Here is a 15,407-nt window from a genome sequence, read left to right on the forward strand (position 1 = left end):
CTTACCCTACATGGAAGTGGAAAGTTGTCCCTTCGGAGAGAGCGATGAATCAAGACAATGTATTAAAACAAGTCGCTGCAATGGCAAATATTGCCGATCGATATGTCAGCGCTTGGGGCAGTGAAGCCCAAGTTGAAGACGACACTATCCGTCGTCTTTTGGCGTCTCTTGGCTATGACACCAGTAGTGATCAAGCTTTGCTGCAATCGGCAGAGAAGAAACACAAAAAAGATGTATTGGATCCGGTACTCGTGGTGCACCAAGGTGCGGTGATTGAAGTGCCGCTCTATCTTGGCGTGAGTGCCCGTGAAAGTGAATTTGATTGGTGTTTGCAGACCGAGCAAGGCGAGGTGTTAGAAGGCTATCTGCAATCACAAATTGTGCGTGATGAGCGTGCCCAAGGTGGGCCTTTGGTGTTTATGTTACCCACTGATTTACCGTTGGGTTATCACCAATTATTGATTGCTCGTAAGCGCCGTAAAGTTCCGTATCAAATGACGCTGATTGTTACGCCATCGGCCTGTTATAAGCAACCAGCTTTAAGCCAAGGCAAAAAGCTATGGGGACCGAGCGTCCAACTGTATACCTTGCGTACTCAGCACAACTGGGGGATGGGTGACTTTGGCGATTTGAAACAGTTGGTGGCGGATATTGCGTCTCGCGGTGGTGATTTTGTCGGTTTAAACCCGATCCACGCTCTGTTTCCGGCCAATCCTGAAGGGGCTAGCCCCTATAGCCCATCATCGCGTCGTTGGCTCAATATTTTGTATATTGATGTCAGTTCCGTGCCTGAGTTTGCATTAAGTGCCCAAGCACAACAAAAGGTTGGTAGCGCTGATTTTCAGTTGCGACTACAAAAAGTGCGTGACGCACACTGGGTTAATTACACTGAAGTGGCAGAGCTAAAAATGAGCGTATTGCCACTGCTGTTTGCCGAGTTTAAAACCCGCCATCTGGATAAACAGACCGAACGCGCGCGCGCTTTCTTGAGTTTTGTGGCTGAAGGTGGTGACAGTTTATTACACCAAGCGGCATTCGATGCGCTGCATGCCCAATTACATGCGGCAGATAGTTCGGTATGGGGCTGGCCTGTTTTCCCTGAAAAATATCGTCGTTTTGATAGCAGTGCCGTTCAGAAATTTATTGAAGATCATCAAGATCAGGTCAATATCTACCTGTACCTACAGTGGGTAGCCGATACTCAGATCCACGAAGTCCAGTCATTAGCAGAAGAAAAAGGCATGGCGGTGGGTTTGTATCGTGACCTTGCGGTTGGGGTGGCGGATTCCGGCAGTGAAACCTGGGCGGATCATGGTAATTTGCTGCAAGATGTCAGCATCGGCGCACCGCCGGATGTGCTCGGGCCTTTGGGGCAAAACTGGGGTTTACCACCACTTAACCCACAAGTTTTGCAAGCCACAGCCTATGATGCGTACATCAAACTGCTGCGGGCCAATATGAAGCATTGCGGTGCACTGCGGATTGACCATGTGCTGGGTTTGCTGCGTTTATGGTGGATCCCGAAAGGGGAAAATGCTACCAAAGGTGCGTATATCTACTATCCGGTCAAAGATATGTTGGCGATTTTGGCGCTGGAATCGCACCGTCATCAGTGCAGCGTGATTGGCGAAGATTTGGGCACGGTACCGGATGAAATCGTCGAGTTGCTGCGTGATGCAGGGGTTCACTCTTACAAAGTCTTCTTCTTTGAAACCTCAAAGCAAGATGGTGGTTATGTTTCACCTGCCCACTACGCCGAGCAATCTATGGCGGCACTTTGTACTCATGATATGCCGACTTTGCGTGGTTTTTGGCACTGTGATGATCTGAAGATGGGCCGTGAAATTGGCCTCTATCCAGATGAGGATCAGTTGCAAGGTTTGTTTGCCGATCGTTTAAAATCGAAACAAGGTATTCTTGATTCCGTGGCCTGGCATGGTTATTTACCTGCGGGAATTGGCCGTGATGCCACGTTAGTGCCGATGGATCGCTATTTGAGTGAAGCATTGCAACTGCATCTAGCCGCTGGCTCATCAGCCTTGCTCAGTGTGCAGCTAGAAGATTGGTTAGAGATGGATAAACCGGTCAATATTCCGGGTACGGTCAATGAATATCCCAACTGGCGTCGTAAATTATCGATGAATCTAGATGAGATCTTCGCCCGTGAAGAAGTGAATCGGATCGCGACACGTTTAACCGAGGTGCGCAGTAAAGCCAGTCAATAAAGCGTTTAGTGACCAATTGCTTAACAATCACCGAAAGAAGTTTCGGATTGGTCACTCTTTCCTGCCCGCTAAGTCCGGTAAGATGGAGACACGCTTGGCCCGCGATTTGCGGGCTTTGTTTTATGCCCCAATAACTTGAAGGCGCTGATCCAATGTTCCGCTTTTTAAGCCACAAGGGATATCTCGTGAGTTAGGTTAGGAGTTAGCTTTGAAGAGCACGAAAAATCCATCATCGATCCCAGCAATATATGATCAGTTAGCGCGAGCGGCGTTCGCCGATCCTTTTTCATTTTTAGGTCCTTATCTTACTGAGCAACAAAGTAGATTACGAGTTTGGATACCAGAGGCGGATAAAGTCGAGTTAGTGGTGGAGGGGCAGCCGCGTATCAGGTTAGAACGTGAAAGTGATGGTGGTTTTATCCTCAAGGATAGCCATGAGTTGCGCGATATTCACTACCAGTTGGCAGTTGATTCGGCGGGGAGCGAGCAGCTGATTGATGATCCATACCAATACCATACGATTTACGCTGAATATGAAGATTTACACACCCCCAAGCAAATGTATCACCAGTTGGGAGCGCAGTTTGTTACCCTATCACGCGGTGGTGACAGAGTTTCTGGTGTACGTTTTCTGGTTTATGCACCCCATGCCACCGCGTGTAGTTTAATTGGTGCATTTAACCATTGGGATGGCCGCCGTCATCCGATGCAGCGCCTAGACTACGGGATATGGGGGATTTTTATTCCTGGTTTGAGCGAAGGCGTGCAGTACAAATTTGAACTCAAAGGCCCACAGGGCGAAGGTTTACCGCATAAAGCCGATCCGTGGGGTTTTTATGCCGAGCAATACCCTTCTTTTGCTTCGGTGACTTATGATCATCACCGTTATCAGTGGCAAGATCATGCATGGTTACAGCGCCCAGTAACCGAAAAACGTAAGCAAGCGCTCTCTTTTTATGAACTGCATGTGGGCTCGTGGAAGCGAGGCGAACACGGCGAATTGTTGAACTATCGTCAATTAGCCGATCAATTAGTGCCTTATCTGCTTGAGATGGGTTACACCCATGTTGAACTGATGCCGGTGGCGGAACATCCGTTTTATGGCTCTTGGGGCTACCAGCCGATTGGTTTGTTTGCACCAACCAGTCGTTATGGCTCGCCTGATGACTTTAAATATCTGGTCGATAGCTGCCACCAAGCAGGAATTGGGGTGGTGCTCGATTGGGTTCCGGCGCATTTTCCCTCCGACTCTCATGGTCTGGCCAATTTTGATGGCACACCGCTGTACCATGATCCCGATCCGCGCCGTGGTTGGCACCAAGACTGGAATTCTTATATCTACGATTTAGGCCGTGAGCATGTACGCCGTTTACTCGTCTCGAATGCGCTGTATTGGTTTGAGATGTTCCATATTGATGGGATCCGCGTTGATGCGGTGGCTTCAATGCTGTATCTGGACTATTCGCGTAGCCACGATCAATGGATCCCGAATATTGATGGTGGTCGTGAAAATTACGATGCGATCGCCACCTTTAAGTGGATGAATGAGGAAGTGTACAAGCATTTCCCGAATGCAATGACGATCGCCGAAGAGTCGACCGCGTTTCCCGGTGTTTCTGCGCCAACATTTGTTGGCGGTTTAGGCTTTGGTTTCAAATGGAATATGGGCTGGATGCACGACAGCTTATCCTATATCAAGCAAGATCCGGTGCATCGCAAATACCACCATAATACGCTCACTTTCCCACTGATTTATGCGTTTAGTGAGAACTATGTTCTCTCTTTGTCACACGATGAAGTGGTGTATGGTAAGGGCTCACTTATCTACAAAATGCCGGGTGATGAGTGGCAACAAACCGCCAACTTACGCGCATATTTAGGTTATATGTATGGTCAGCCGGGTAAAAAGCTCAACTTTATGGGCACTGAGCTTGGACAAACCGCAGAGTGGGATCACGATGGACAGTTACAATGGTTCCTGACTCAGTTTGAGCGTCATGCTGGGATCCAACGCTTAGTGCGTGATTTAAACCATCTGTATCAGGCGCAGAGTTCACTACATCAGTTGGATTGCGATCCGCGTGGTTTTGAGTGGCGCTTGCAAGATGATGCGGATCTTAGTGTGATTGCTCATGAACGAATGGATGAAACTGGCCAGCGTGTGTTAGTCATTACTAACTTCACTCCCGTTCCACAGCAAGCGTTTCGGCTTGGTGTTCCACAGGCTGGGCGTTACCAATTGCTGCTGAATACGGATGCCAAACAGTATCATGGCAGCGATTACTCGGTATTGCAGCAAGTCAGCACGGCAAGCGTGGTCAGCCAAGGTTTAGATCAATCCCTGTTACTGCATTTGCCACCCCTAGCGACGCTGTTCTATCAGTGGATCGCACAATAGCTGGTATTACCGCTCAAGCGCAAAAATTTAACCCGCTACGGCGGGTTGATTTTTGGCCGATCTTAGGCGATCGGCAGTAAAGTTAATGGGTCACCATGACTTAGGATGCGTGATCAGATCATGCCAAAACTGGTAAGCAGAAAAATCCCGAGCGTACAAGTTAACAGCGACACCACGGTGGTCAGGGCCACAATATTGGCGGCTAATAAAGCATTACCGCCCATTGCGCGTGCCATCACATAACTGGCGGCGGAAGTGGGTGCGCAGCTCATTAAAAACAGCAACCCGAGATCTAAGCCACGAAAGCCAAACATCCACGCTCCGCCCGTGATCAGTAAAGGAGAGAGTACCAGCTTATAGCCGGTAGCCAACCAAGCGCTGTGGCTATCTTGCTTTAAGGCATCTAGATTGAGTGATCCACCCGCACACAGCAGAGCTAGCGGTAAGGTCATGTTGGCGAAATAGTGCCCAGCATCGGTGACCATTTTCGGCATAGGTAGACCTGAGAGATAGCACACTAAGCCCAGTGCGATCGAGATGATTAAGGGGTTTTTGGTTAATGTCTTGACCATTAATTTGCCCACTTGCCAACCATTACTCTCGCCGCGTGGTGTTAGAGCTATCACCGCTTGAATATTAAACAGGATCGAGGTGGCGGCAACATAAATGGCGGCTAGCGCGACACCGGCACTACTATACATATTGGCGACATAAGCTAAACCGATGATCGCGGTATTGGCTCGAAAGCTGCCTTGGGTGACCACGCCGCAATCATTGGTTTTTTTGATTATTTTTCTAACGCTAAACAGGGTAAAGATAAAAAACAGCGCATTGGCGATTAAGCTATACAGTACCAACGAGAGGCTGGAAGAGAAATCATGCTTCGAGCTAACAATGCTTAAAAATAGCATGGTTGGCAGTGTCACCTGAAACACAATACGTGAAGCAACTTCAATAAAATTTTCGTTGATTAGATTGATGCGTTTGAACCATATCCCTAGGCCGAGCATTAAGCAGATGGGGCCAGTAATGGCGGCGGAAAATTGCAGATGAGCGAGAATATTATTCATATCAATCCATTGAATACACTTTTAATCCGTGCATTCTTCCACAAATTGATGGGTAGGCAAATCGGATTTTGGCGCAATTTTTTGTGCGCCATATGCGGTAAATCATGAATCGTTTGGGTGGTCTATCTTGTTGGTGGGAGCTAAACCAAGGCCAATCAGTCATGCAATTGTTCGATCATGTTAATTTTGTAAGCGTGGTTTTGGCTTAGTTAACAATTTTGCAATGCTAATCATTTTTTGACTTCAATCTGTGGGATCATGGCGCCGAATTCAGCCCCAATAAGGAAAATAATAATGAATAGAAACGACACTGTCCCATTGCCCACCAATACCCGCGAATGGTTTCTCCATCGTAATAGCTTGATCATTTTGGCCGATATTGCCTTGTTTCTCGCGCTTTATCATTGGCTACCTTATGAACCCAATGTGGTACTAGGGCTCAGTATGCTGATCTTTATCGCGGTACTTTGGTTAACCGAAGCACTGCATGTTACCGTAACCGCAATTTTGGTGCCGGTGCTGGCAGTGCTGCTGGGTATTTTTGATACCCAAGCTGCACTGAATAATTTTGCCAACTCGATCATTTTCCTATTTTTAGGTGGTTTTGCTTTGGCTGCTGCCATGCATCATCAAGGATTGGATAAGGTGATTGCGGATAAAGTACTGGCGCTGGCACAAGGCAAAATGAGTGTGGCGGTTTTTATGCTGTTTGGAGTAACAGCACTGCTTTCGATGTGGATCAGTAATACCGCCACCGCAGCGATGATGTTACCGTTGGTATTGGGGGTATTAAGTAAAGTGGATGCGGATAAGCAACGTAACACTTATGTGTTTGTGTTGTTAGGCATTGCTTACAGCGCCAGCATTGGTGGTATTGCTACCTTAGTTGGCAGTCCACCGAATGCGATTGCAGCGGCGGAAGTTGGGCTCTCTTTCACCGATTGGATGAAGTTTGGTTTGCCCACCGCGATGCTGATGCTACCGATCGCGATTGGCTTGCTGTATCTTCTGCTCAAGCCAAATTTAAGTGGTAGTTTTGCCTTACAACGTGCGCCTGTTGATTGGGATAAAGGCAAAGTGGTCACACTGGCTATCTTTGGCTTAACAGTGCTGCTGTGGATTTTTAGTACCCCTGTCAACGCGCTGCTGGGTGGTTTTAATAGCTTTGATACCTTGGTGGCATTAGGTGCGATTTTGATGGTCAGCTTTGCCCGAGTGGTGCACTGGAAAGAGATCCAAAAAACGGCAGATTGGGGCGTATTACTGCTGTTTGGTGGTGGTTTGTGTCTGAGTAATGTACTTAAACAGACCGGAACCAGTGTGTTTTTGGCTAACGAGTTGAGTGACATGGTCTCTGATATGGGGATCTTGGTGGTGATTTTGGCGGTTGCGGCATTTGTGGTCTTTTTGACCGAATTTGCCAGTAATACGGCCAGTGCGGCACTCTTGATCCCTGTGTTTGCGACGATTGCCGAGGTGTTTGGCATGTCGCCGGTACTGCTGTCGGTATTAATTGCGGTTGCCGCATCGTGTGCCTTTATGTTGCCTGTTGCCACACCACCGAATGCGATTGTGTTTGCCTCTGGGCATATTAAGCAAAGCGAAATGATGCGGGTCGGACTTTACTTGAATATCACCTGTATTGGTTTACTGACTATGATTGCCATGCTGTTTTGGCAATCATGAGCACAGCGCCAGTCGATCAAAAATGAGGCCAGCAAGGCCTCATTTTTGATTGTCATCCATCCACCATCGTTTATGGTGATGCGTGAATTATTGCTGATTAACGAAGGCCTTAAAACGCGTTTTGGTTTCAGGGTCGGCTTTTTGATACCAAAAATGCAGCATCTCTTCTGCGGTCGAAGCGGGCATTACAGTGCTGTCACTCACGCTGGCTGGCGTTTCAACCTGATTATTGAGCGCGGCAATCCCACTGGTGCGGTTGTATTCCGAGGCTTCAAATTCAAAATTACGGCCAATTTGCATTCCTGGTTTAATCAAGCGATCTTGACGCAGTTGTAGCGCTTGGCCTTGTTGATCAACCAATTGCCACTGCATGGTTTTGATGGCTTTGTTGGCTTGGTTCGCATTACGATATTGAGGCAAATCAAATGAGAGTTGCTGATTGGCGGCATCAAAAGTGGCGATCACCACTTCGCTCTCGACCATGATCCGCTCACTACCTTGGTTAAAATAAGGTGCATAGCGGAACACGATTTGCTGTTCACCATCATTCAGCTCCAGTTTTTTATTGGCACTAAAAAAACCGCCCGATAGCTGCGGACTCGCACCATTGACCACCAATAAATCGATGGTATCGGGGATCTCGATGGTAACCGTGGCATGGGCTGAAGCCGCAAGGCAGAGCGCCAGTAAACCAGACAGACGCGGTATAAATTTCATAGCAGATCCTTTGTGATATTCATTCGTGTGACGAGTGCGTTCAAGGGTGCGCTGTGATGCCATAAAAGGCAAGCTTTACACGGGATAAAGTTAAGCAAATTCACTGAAATTTAATCAATAATCGCTTGAAGATAGAAGAGCAACCCAAAGCATGAAGGATACCCGTTGATTAAAAAGTGATTCGGTTGCATAGCGATGAGATGGTGTAAGAAATCAGTTGTTCAGTAACGCTTTTCAGCGTCGATTGAAGTGATTACACTAAGCGGCGTTGCCGAAAGTGTCGGTAACTGCACAATATTCTCAGGGCGGGGTGCAATTCCCCACCGGTGGTATGCCGTAAGGTGAGCCCACGAGCGCTCGAGGTTTCGAGGTCAGCAGATCTGGTGAAAAGCCAGAGCCGACGGTGATAGTCCGGATGAGAGAGAATGACCAACACACTGCAGCTCGCTGTGGCTTTGCCATAGCGAGAGTGGTGCTTGGTGGTAAATTCAGATCCCTCTTACGCCCTGATTCTGGTCATTTTTTGGAGTATTACCATGAATCAGTCCTCATTACTTGCCGAATTTGGCGACCCAATCACTCGCGTGGATAACGCACTGCAAGCCTTGCGTGAAGGGCGCGGTGTACTATTGCTCGATGATGAAGATCGGGAAAACGAAGGCGATATTATCTACGCGGTTGAATCACTGACTAACGCACAGATGGCGTTGATGATCCGTGAATGCAGCGGGATTGTCTGCTTGTGTTTGACCGAAGCACAGGCCGATCGCCTAGCCCTGCCACCGATGGTGGTCAACAATAACAGTGCCAATCAAACCGCGTTTACCGTATCGATTGAAGCTAAATACGGTGTCACAACTGGCGTGTCAGCCCAAGATCGCGTGACCACGATTAAAACAGCGGCGAATCCACAAGCGAAAGCGGAAGATTTAGCGCGTCCTGGCCATGTATTTCCACTGCGCGCGCGCGCTGGTGGCGTGTTAGCGCGGCGTGGTCATACCGAAGGTACGGTCGATTTGATGCAGATGGCCGGTTTACAGCCCGCCGGAGTGCTGTGTGAATTGACCAACCCAGATGGCAGCATGGCTAAAACGCCAGAAATCATCGAATTTGGCAAGTTGCACAATATGCCTGTACTCACGATTGAAGATATGGTGCAGTATCGTATCCAGTTTGATTTGAAATTGGCGTAAGCTTGCAAAAAATCAGCCCTGATTGATCTGTTCAGGGCTGATAGCTGCACGCAGTGGATTCGAGTAGCGATTACCAACCGGCTTGTTGATGATCGATTTCGTTATGGATCAGCGTCACACACTGCGAAGCGAATAGCATTTTGGGTCCAAGGCTGATTTTTTCGACGCCAAGTCGCTTCATCGAATTACCGCTTTTCTTGGGCATCGGGATGTGGTCGGTCAGAATAAAACACGGATTTGGACCAATCTCAATCTCACGGATCGAATCGCCCTTTTTATCCATCATGTACAGCGAATGCTGCCCCGCCAATTCACCGAGTAGCGCTTCAAAGCTGATGGTGCGCACGGTCAAACCCGGCTGAACGACACGAGTTTGTTCTTTACCCATTCCCACTGATGCGTCGAGCGCTTTGACCAGCAGTGCCAGCAAGGCCGCTTCATGAAAGCCCCCGACATCACTGATGTGATTCGATTCAACAGTGATGGTGCGTGAATAATCGTGGGTGCTTTCCAGCACCAGATGGATCACCACATCTTCACGATGTGACTGAGCAGTAAACAGGCTGTTCATCATGCAGTGAGCCAAAATTTCGCTATGGCATTTGCCACCCACTTCTGCCAATAGGCGTTGGCTGTCGGTAGGGGCAGAGCGCGCTCGGAGGATAAAACTGCGCATGGGATTTCTCATTCGATGGTCATTCAAGGTCGAGTATTGTCGCTAAGCCGCTTGCGGTTGACCAGTGTTTTATTATGGTTCAATAAGAGGAATGTCTACATCCGCCTAGTGGATGTTAACTACCGACATATCCCCTTCCTACTTGAAGCTGCAGCGGTGTTGGCTACGTTTATTCACCCCAATCACATAGTTTGTCTATGCTCATGGGGACTCACTCACTTGCCGCCTACCTGCAACTCCAAGTTGTTTGGGTATAGTTCGCTCAACATTATTGGTGTTGTCTTTGATATGGCTTGTGGCACACTGAGTATCGTCCATCGGTGGACAGCGTTGCAATAGTAGGGCAGGAAGAACAATGTTAAGAACACTCGGTAACATTATTTGGTTTTTATGCGGTGGATTGGTCATGGGCTTAGCTTGGTGGCTATTTGGTGTGCTGGCCTTTATCAGCATCATTGGTATTCCATGGGGGCGCGCCTGTTTTGTGATCGGCAATTTCTCATTCTGGCCGTTTGGTTATCAAGCGATTGCCCGTGATGAATTGACTGACCAAACCGATATTGGTACCAGCGGATTTGGCGTATTGGGTAATATTATTTGGTTTATCTTGGCGGGTTTTTGGTTGGCGATAGGGCATATTTTGTCTGCGGTAGCCTGTTTTGTGACCATCATTGGTATTCCGTTTGCGTTGCAGCATTTAAAGCTGGCGATCATTTCTTTGGCTCCGATTGGTAAAACTATCGTGTCCAATCAAGACGCGGCACGCGCTCGCTATGGTGTGCGGTAATTCAGAACGGTTAAGCAGATCCCCTTGATTGTTTAGCAATTTTATTTAAGCGTTGGTTTTGTCTTTATGCACAAAATACCGCTTAAGGTTGTGAGTTAGCTTCAATCGTCTCATGCAAAAGGTTTAGGTAACGCTAGTTCCTTGCTATTATTCGCCGCACTTTATTATCCAGATGCAGCATATAGAACCCTATGAAAGAACGTGTGATTGTTTCGGTTTCCTCGATTCATGGAACCCAACATTTTCATTTGGATAAATTTTTTCGATTATTCCTTAAGAGCTTAGGTTATATCTTTTTGGTGAGTGTACTCGCGGTGGGCGGGGTTATTTATTATCTAAAGCACCAGATGGATTTTGCCAAACTCAAGCAGCAAGAATTAGAGACTCATTCAATGTCATTGCTTGAGGAGATCTCTTCACTGCGTGAGTTAAAAGAGAGCCTAGAAAATGATTTGACGGTGCGTGAAGAGAAAATTCAGTTGGTTTCCGATCGATTGGGTGATTTAGAGAAAGTGCTCGGTGTGGATGAGAGTGGTGCCGAGCTGGAGTCGCGTTTGGATGCAGCCGCGATCACCTCTTCAGTACGTACGCTGATGTTGACGCAAATTCCCAGTGGTTCACCAACGCCCGGCGCGCGGATTTCTTCTGGTTATGGTAAACGAGTCCATCCGGTGACCAAGGATGCCAAGTTGCACCGCGGGCAAGATTTCGCGGTCAATATCGGCACGCCAATTTATGCGCCTGCCGATGGGGTGGTTGAAGTGACCCGCGCCAGTAATGTTGGCTCCGGCAATTTTATTCGCTTACAGCACGCTTACGGTTTTAGTAGCTCTTATTCACATCTGCAGAAATTTGCGGTGAAAAGTGGTGAATTTGTGCAAAAAGGCGATTTATTAGGCTATTCCGGTAATAGTGGGCTTTCGTCTGGTCCACATTTACATTATGAAATTCGTTTTATCGGTCGTTCGTTAGACCCACGACCTTTTGTCGATTGGGGAGTGAATGATTTTGAAACCCTATTCACTAAAGTAAGAGGTATACGATGGGAATCTTTAGTAAACAAAGTCGAGCAAAGAGTCAGCTCTCAGCTACAACTCTCATCGCAAAAGGTAGCCATATCTCCGGAGAGTTGAAGATTGAGAGCAGTATTCAGATTGATGGTCTGGTGGAAGGCAAACTGCAGGTTGATAAAATGCTGGTGATTAGCGAAAGCGGGGTGGTCTATGGCGAAATCTTTGCCGATCATCTGATCATCAATGGTCAATTTGAAGGGACGGGTCACGCTGCAAAAATTGAGATCCTAAACAAAGGGCGGGTTAACGGTACTTTGTTTAGTGATGATCTTAGTATTGAACATGGTGGTCGTTTTACCGGTAATACCCATGCGGCACCAGAGCATCAAGTAGTTGATTTTCAAGAGGCTAAAGCGGTCGCTGAAAGTTAAGTTACCGCGGTGAGGGGAGTTAAAGAGAGGGATTTTCCCTCTCTTTGGGATGAGCGAATTAAGGTGCTTATCGCTATGTATGGCGATGGGTTTGCTGGAGCTTATAAACTCGCTTGATGCTGTGCAATAAGTGCTGCCATTTGTTGCTCTGCTCGTTGCTGAGCATTGGCAAAACTTTCGCTTGCAGCTAAGTGAGTGATCACTTCGTAATAACACTTAAGTTTAGGCTCGGTACCCGATGGGCGCACAATCACCCGAGCACCACCTTCCAGATGGTAGATCAGTACATCACTGGTTGGTAGGGTGATCGCTTCGCTTTTACCATCGGCAAAGGTGCGGCGCGCTTGTTTAAAATCTTCCACGATTAACACGTTACATCCGCCAATCTCGGTGGGTGGTGTAGCACGCAATTTATCACCGATGGGTGGCGAGTTAGGCGCCAGTGCTATGCTGCGCTGTGCGTTAAGGTGCAGACCATGCTGGCGATACAGCGCTTCCAGCTGATCCCATACCGTTTTACCCTGTGCGTTAAGCTCTGCGGCGAGTTGAGCAAAAGCGACCAGTGCTGAAAGGCCATCTTTATCCCATACACGGCTGCCAATGGTATAACCCAGCGCTTCTTCATAGGCGAACAGAAATTGCTGCTGTTCGGTTTGCTGTTGCATTGCCACGTTGGTTAGCCATTTAAAACCGGTTAAGGTCTGATAGTAATGTGCACCATGTGCTGCGGCGATTTTACTCAGCAGGCTGGAAGAGACGATCGTGTTACCGACTAATTGGCGGTCAGCATCGGTTTGTGATAGCAGGTAGTGACCAAACAGTGAACCCACTTGATCGCCAGTCAGCATTTGGTATTCACCATCGGCTTTACGAGCCGCTACGGCAAAGCGATCTGCATCGGGATCATTGGCACAGGCAAGCTGAGCGCCAGTTTGCTTGGCGAGTGCTATCACCATATCCATCGCGCCCGCTTCCTCAGGGTTGGGAAAATTAACGGTAGGGAAGGTGCCATCTGGCTCGCGCTGCTCTGATACGCTGTGGACATCGGTAAAGCCAGCATCCGCCAGTAAGGTTTGTGCCATTTTTGCTCCGACGCCGTGCATTGCAGTGTAAGCTAAGCTCAGTGCTTGCGGCTGGGTATGGTGCTGCAGCAATGGGCTTGCACCAATGGTATTACGGTAGGTTTGGTAATACTCATCGCGCAGCCAATGCAGCAGCCCTTGTTGCTCTGCCTGTTCAAGAACGAGATAAGGAATTGCTTGTTGCGCAGCTTGGTTGATACAAGCGGCAATCCCAGCATCGTGGGGCGGAATAATTTGCGCGCCATTTTCCCAATACACTTTAAAGCCGTTGTACTCTGGCGGGTTGTGGCTGGCGGTTACCACCACTGCGGCGGCAGCGTTGAAATAACGTACACCGAACGCCACAATAGGGGTCGCAGCCACTTGGTGAGTCAGATAAGTCTTGATGCCAAGGGAAGTGAGCACGCTGGCGGTATCGTGCGCAAATTGTCGAGAATCGAGCCGGCCATCATAGCCGATCACCACCCCGCGCCGCTGCGCGTCTGGTACTTGAGCCAGCAGATAATGCCCGAGTCCGGCGGAGGTTTCTTGAATGACCAAACGGTTCATCCGATTTGGACCACAGCCCACTTTGCCGCGTAGTCCGGCGGTGCCAAATTCTAGCCGAGCTTGAAAGCGTTCGGCAATTTGTGTTTCCTGCTGAGCATCGATCAACTGTTGCAGTTCATGACGGGTCTTTGGATCGGGATCTTTGGCCAACCACTGGGTGACGATTAAATTCATGGTGTCTCTTCTCGGTATTGAGCTGTGAAGTTGCAGTTTATGTAATCTCTATGCTCTAAAACATCGCCGCAATCGCTAAACTGGACTTGTTGGCATATTGCTATTGAGAGTTTAGCCGATGATAAGTTGATGAGTGTAATTTATTTTTTACATAGAGGCTGGTTGATAAAGAAAAGCAAAATCTTGCCTTTGTTTTAAAATAGTGCTTGCGATATTGTGTTGGTGTCGATAAGTTACTCAAACAAACGATAGATGCAGTGATTATCAAGGCTACAGGCATCGAGCTGACTAGCCAGAATAAAGTTAAGGATGATGTAAAGATGTTGCAAACCGATGATGTAAAAATTAAAAAAATCAAACAATTACTACCGCCGATTGCGGTATTGGAAAAATTTCCCGCTACCGAGACTGCAGCGTCTACTACATTTCAAGCGCGCAATGCGATTCACAACATGTTGCAAAATCAAGATGATCGCCTGTTAGTGGTGATTGGTCCTTGTTCGATACATGATCCTAAAGCGGCGATGGAATATGGCCAGCGTTTAAAAGTATTGCGTGATGAGCTCAGCGAACAGCTAGAAATTGTCATGCGAGTCTATTTTGAAAAGCCACGCACCACAGTAGGTTGGAAAGGCTTAATCAATGATCCGTATCTTAATGATACCTATGAAATTAATCATGGTTTGCGTATGGCACGTAAACTGTTACTTGATCTGACCGATATCGGTATGCCCACCGCCAGTGAGTTTCTCGATATGATCACTCCACAATACGTGGCGGATTTGATCAGTTGGGGCGCAATTGGCGCACGCACCACGGAGTCGCAAGTACACCGAGAATTAGCTTCAGGGTTGTCATGTCCAGTTGGTTTTAAAAACGGTACCGATGGCAACATCAAAATCGCATCGGATGCGATCCGATCTGCTGGTGCGTCACACCACTTCTTATCGGTTACTAAATTTGGCCACTCGGCGATTGTTGAAACCGCAGGTAACCCTGATTGCCACATTATTTTGCGTGGTGGTAAACAGCCAAACTATAGTGCGGAGCATGTCAACAATATTAAACAAGAGCTGGAAGTCGCTGGCTTACCACAAAAAGTGATGATTGATTTTAGCCATGCCAACAGCTCTAAGCAGTATCAGCGGCAAATGGTGGTGGCACAAGATGTGGCGGCGCAGATTGCCCAAGGTGAACATGCCATTTTTGGGGTGATGATTGAATCGCACTTGGTGGAAGGTCGTCAAGATTTGACCCCTGAGGGGTGTTTGACTTACGGTCAATCGATCACCGATGCCTGCATTGGTTGGCCAGAGACTGAAACGGTGTTGCGTCAATTGGCTGCCGCAGTGGCCACTCGTCGCCAAGCCTAAGCCGCGCATTAGATCAATAATCGGAACGCGGGA

General features: G+C 48.0%; 12 protein-coding genes and 1 riboswitch. Of the genes, 8 read left to right on the plus strand and 4 right to left on the minus strand.

Annotation, left to right across the window (positions count from 1 at the left end):
• The first annotated feature begins 44 nt into the window (after positions 1-44).
• Both malQ and glgB read left to right on the plus strand, forming a co-directional pair.
• Positions 45-2,225 (plus strand): 4-alpha-glucanotransferase, encoded by a 2,181-nt coding sequence (gene malQ, locus G7083_RS12790; protein WP_166015225.1) that lies wholly within the window; start codon positions 45-47, stop codon positions 2,223-2,225.
• 208 nt (positions 2,226-2,433) lie between these two features.
• On the plus strand, positions 2,434-4,623 hold the full coding sequence (gene glgB, locus G7083_RS12795; protein ID WP_166015226.1) for a 1,4-alpha-glucan branching protein GlgB: 2,190 nt from the start codon (positions 2,434-2,436) through the stop codon (positions 4,621-4,623).
• 113 nt (positions 4,624-4,736) lie between these two features.
• On the opposite strand, the gene G7083_RS12800 is transcribed toward glgB, so the two are convergent.
• The gene (locus G7083_RS12800) at positions 4,737-5,693 is read right to left on the minus strand and encodes an AEC family transporter (RefSeq protein WP_166015227.1); all 957 of its coding nucleotides are present in this window, start codon (positions 5,691-5,693) and stop codon (positions 4,737-4,739) included.
• Between the two features lie 294 nt (positions 5,694-5,987).
• On the opposite strand from G7083_RS12800, the gene G7083_RS12805 reads away from it, so the two are divergent.
• Entirely contained in the window at positions 5,988-7,379 is a 1,392-nt protein-coding gene (locus tag G7083_RS12805) for a DASS family sodium-coupled anion symporter (protein WP_166015228.1), read from the plus strand.
• Positions 7,380-7,466: 87 nt separating this feature from the next.
• Here G7083_RS12805 and G7083_RS12810 read toward each other — a convergent pair whose 3' ends face one another.
• Positions 7,467-8,096: a DUF2057 family protein gene (locus G7083_RS12810; RefSeq protein WP_166015229.1), complete on the minus strand. Its 630-nt coding sequence runs from the start codon at positions 8,094-8,096 to the stop codon at positions 7,467-7,469.
• Between the two features lie 292 nt (positions 8,097-8,388).
• Positions 8,389-8,527: riboswitch (FMN riboswitch) on the plus strand.
• Positions 8,528-8,632: 105 nt separating this feature from the next.
• Between G7083_RS12810 and ribB the strand changes: the two genes are divergently transcribed.
• Complete coding sequence (gene ribB, locus G7083_RS12815) at positions 8,633-9,289, plus strand: 3,4-dihydroxy-2-butanone-4-phosphate synthase (protein ID WP_166015230.1); 657 nt, start codon at positions 8,633-8,635, stop codon at positions 9,287-9,289.
• Positions 9,290-9,359: 70 nt separating this feature from the next.
• On the opposite strand, the gene trmY is transcribed toward ribB, so the two are convergent.
• Positions 9,360-9,965, minus strand: coding sequence for a tRNA (pseudouridine(54)-N(1))-methyltransferase TrmY (gene trmY, locus G7083_RS12820; RefSeq protein ID WP_166015231.1), 606 nt, complete (start codon positions 9,963-9,965; stop codon positions 9,360-9,362).
• 355 nt (positions 9,966-10,320) lie between these two features.
• Here trmY and G7083_RS12825 point away from each other — a divergent pair, with 355 nt between their 5' ends.
• From G7083_RS12825 to G7083_RS12835, 3 genes are all read left to right on the plus strand, one after another.
• Positions 10,321-10,752: a YccF domain-containing protein gene (locus G7083_RS12825; protein ID WP_166015232.1), complete on the plus strand. Its 432-nt coding sequence runs from the start codon at positions 10,321-10,323 to the stop codon at positions 10,750-10,752.
• 191 nt (positions 10,753-10,943) lie between these two features.
• Positions 10,944-11,885, plus strand: a complete 942-nt coding sequence (locus G7083_RS12830; protein WP_166015233.1) for a M23 family metallopeptidase — start codon at positions 10,944-10,946, stop codon at positions 11,883-11,885.
• Complete coding sequence (locus tag G7083_RS12835) at positions 11,882-12,196, plus strand: polymer-forming cytoskeletal protein (protein WP_240911953.1); 315 nt, start codon at positions 11,882-11,884, stop codon at positions 12,194-12,196. Before G7083_RS12830 ends, G7083_RS12835 begins: the two co-directional genes overlap by 4 nt.
• A gap of 101 nt (positions 12,197-12,297) precedes the next feature.
• Here the strand turns inward: G7083_RS12835 and G7083_RS12840 are convergent, their stop codons facing one another.
• Positions 12,298-14,001 carry a phospho-sugar mutase gene (locus G7083_RS12840; RefSeq protein ID WP_166015235.1) on the minus strand — a complete coding sequence of 568 codons (1,704 nt, stop codon included), beginning with the start codon at positions 13,999-14,001 and terminating at the stop codon, positions 12,298-12,300.
• A 320-nt stretch (positions 14,002-14,321) separates the two neighbouring features.
• On the opposite strand from G7083_RS12840, the gene aroG reads away from it, so the two are divergent.
• Positions 14,322-15,374 carry a 3-deoxy-7-phosphoheptulonate synthase AroG gene (gene aroG, locus G7083_RS12845; RefSeq protein ID WP_166015236.1) on the plus strand — a complete coding sequence of 351 codons (1,053 nt, stop codon included), beginning with the start codon at positions 14,322-14,324 and terminating at the stop codon, positions 15,372-15,374.
• Positions 15,375-15,407: the final 33 nt, after the last annotated feature.

Source organism: Vibrio sp. HDW18 (assembly GCF_011306175.1).
In the GTDB taxonomy this organism is placed as follows: Bacteria; Pseudomonadota; Gammaproteobacteria; order Enterobacterales; family Vibrionaceae; genus Vibrio; species Vibrio chanodichtyis.

What these genes read in the sequence shown, in the direction of transcription:
- malQ (WP_166015225.1), top strand. Translation starts at nt 45, where the DNA reads ATGAATCAAGACAATGTATTAAAACAAGTCGCTGCAATGGCAAATATT.
- G7083_RS12800 (WP_166015227.1), bottom strand. Translation starts at nt 5,693, where the DNA reads ATGAATAATATTCTCGCTCATCTGCAATTTTCCGCCGCCATTACTGGC.
- G7083_RS12805 (WP_166015228.1), top strand. Translation starts at nt 5,988, where the DNA reads ATGAATAGAAACGACACTGTCCCATTGCCCACCAATACCCGCGAATGG.
- G7083_RS12810 (WP_166015229.1), bottom strand. Translation starts at nt 8,096, where the DNA reads ATGAAATTTATACCGCGTCTGTCTGGTTTACTGGCGCTCTGCCTTGCG.
- ribB (WP_166015230.1), top strand. Translation starts at nt 8,633, where the DNA reads ATGAATCAGTCCTCATTACTTGCCGAATTTGGCGACCCAATCACTCGC.
- trmY (WP_166015231.1), bottom strand. Translation starts at nt 9,965, where the DNA reads ATGCGCAGTTTTATCCTCCGAGCGCGCTCTGCCCCTACCGACAGCCAA.
- G7083_RS12825 (WP_166015232.1), top strand. Translation starts at nt 10,321, where the DNA reads ATGTTAAGAACACTCGGTAACATTATTTGGTTTTTATGCGGTGGATTG.
- G7083_RS12830 (WP_166015233.1), top strand. Translation starts at nt 10,944, where the DNA reads ATGAAAGAACGTGTGATTGTTTCGGTTTCCTCGATTCATGGAACCCAA.
- G7083_RS12840 (WP_166015235.1), bottom strand. Translation starts at nt 14,001, where the DNA reads ATGAATTTAATCGTCACCCAGTGGTTGGCCAAAGATCCCGATCCAAAG.
- aroG (WP_166015236.1), top strand. Translation starts at nt 14,322, where the DNA reads ATGTTGCAAACCGATGATGTAAAAATTAAAAAAATCAAACAATTACTA.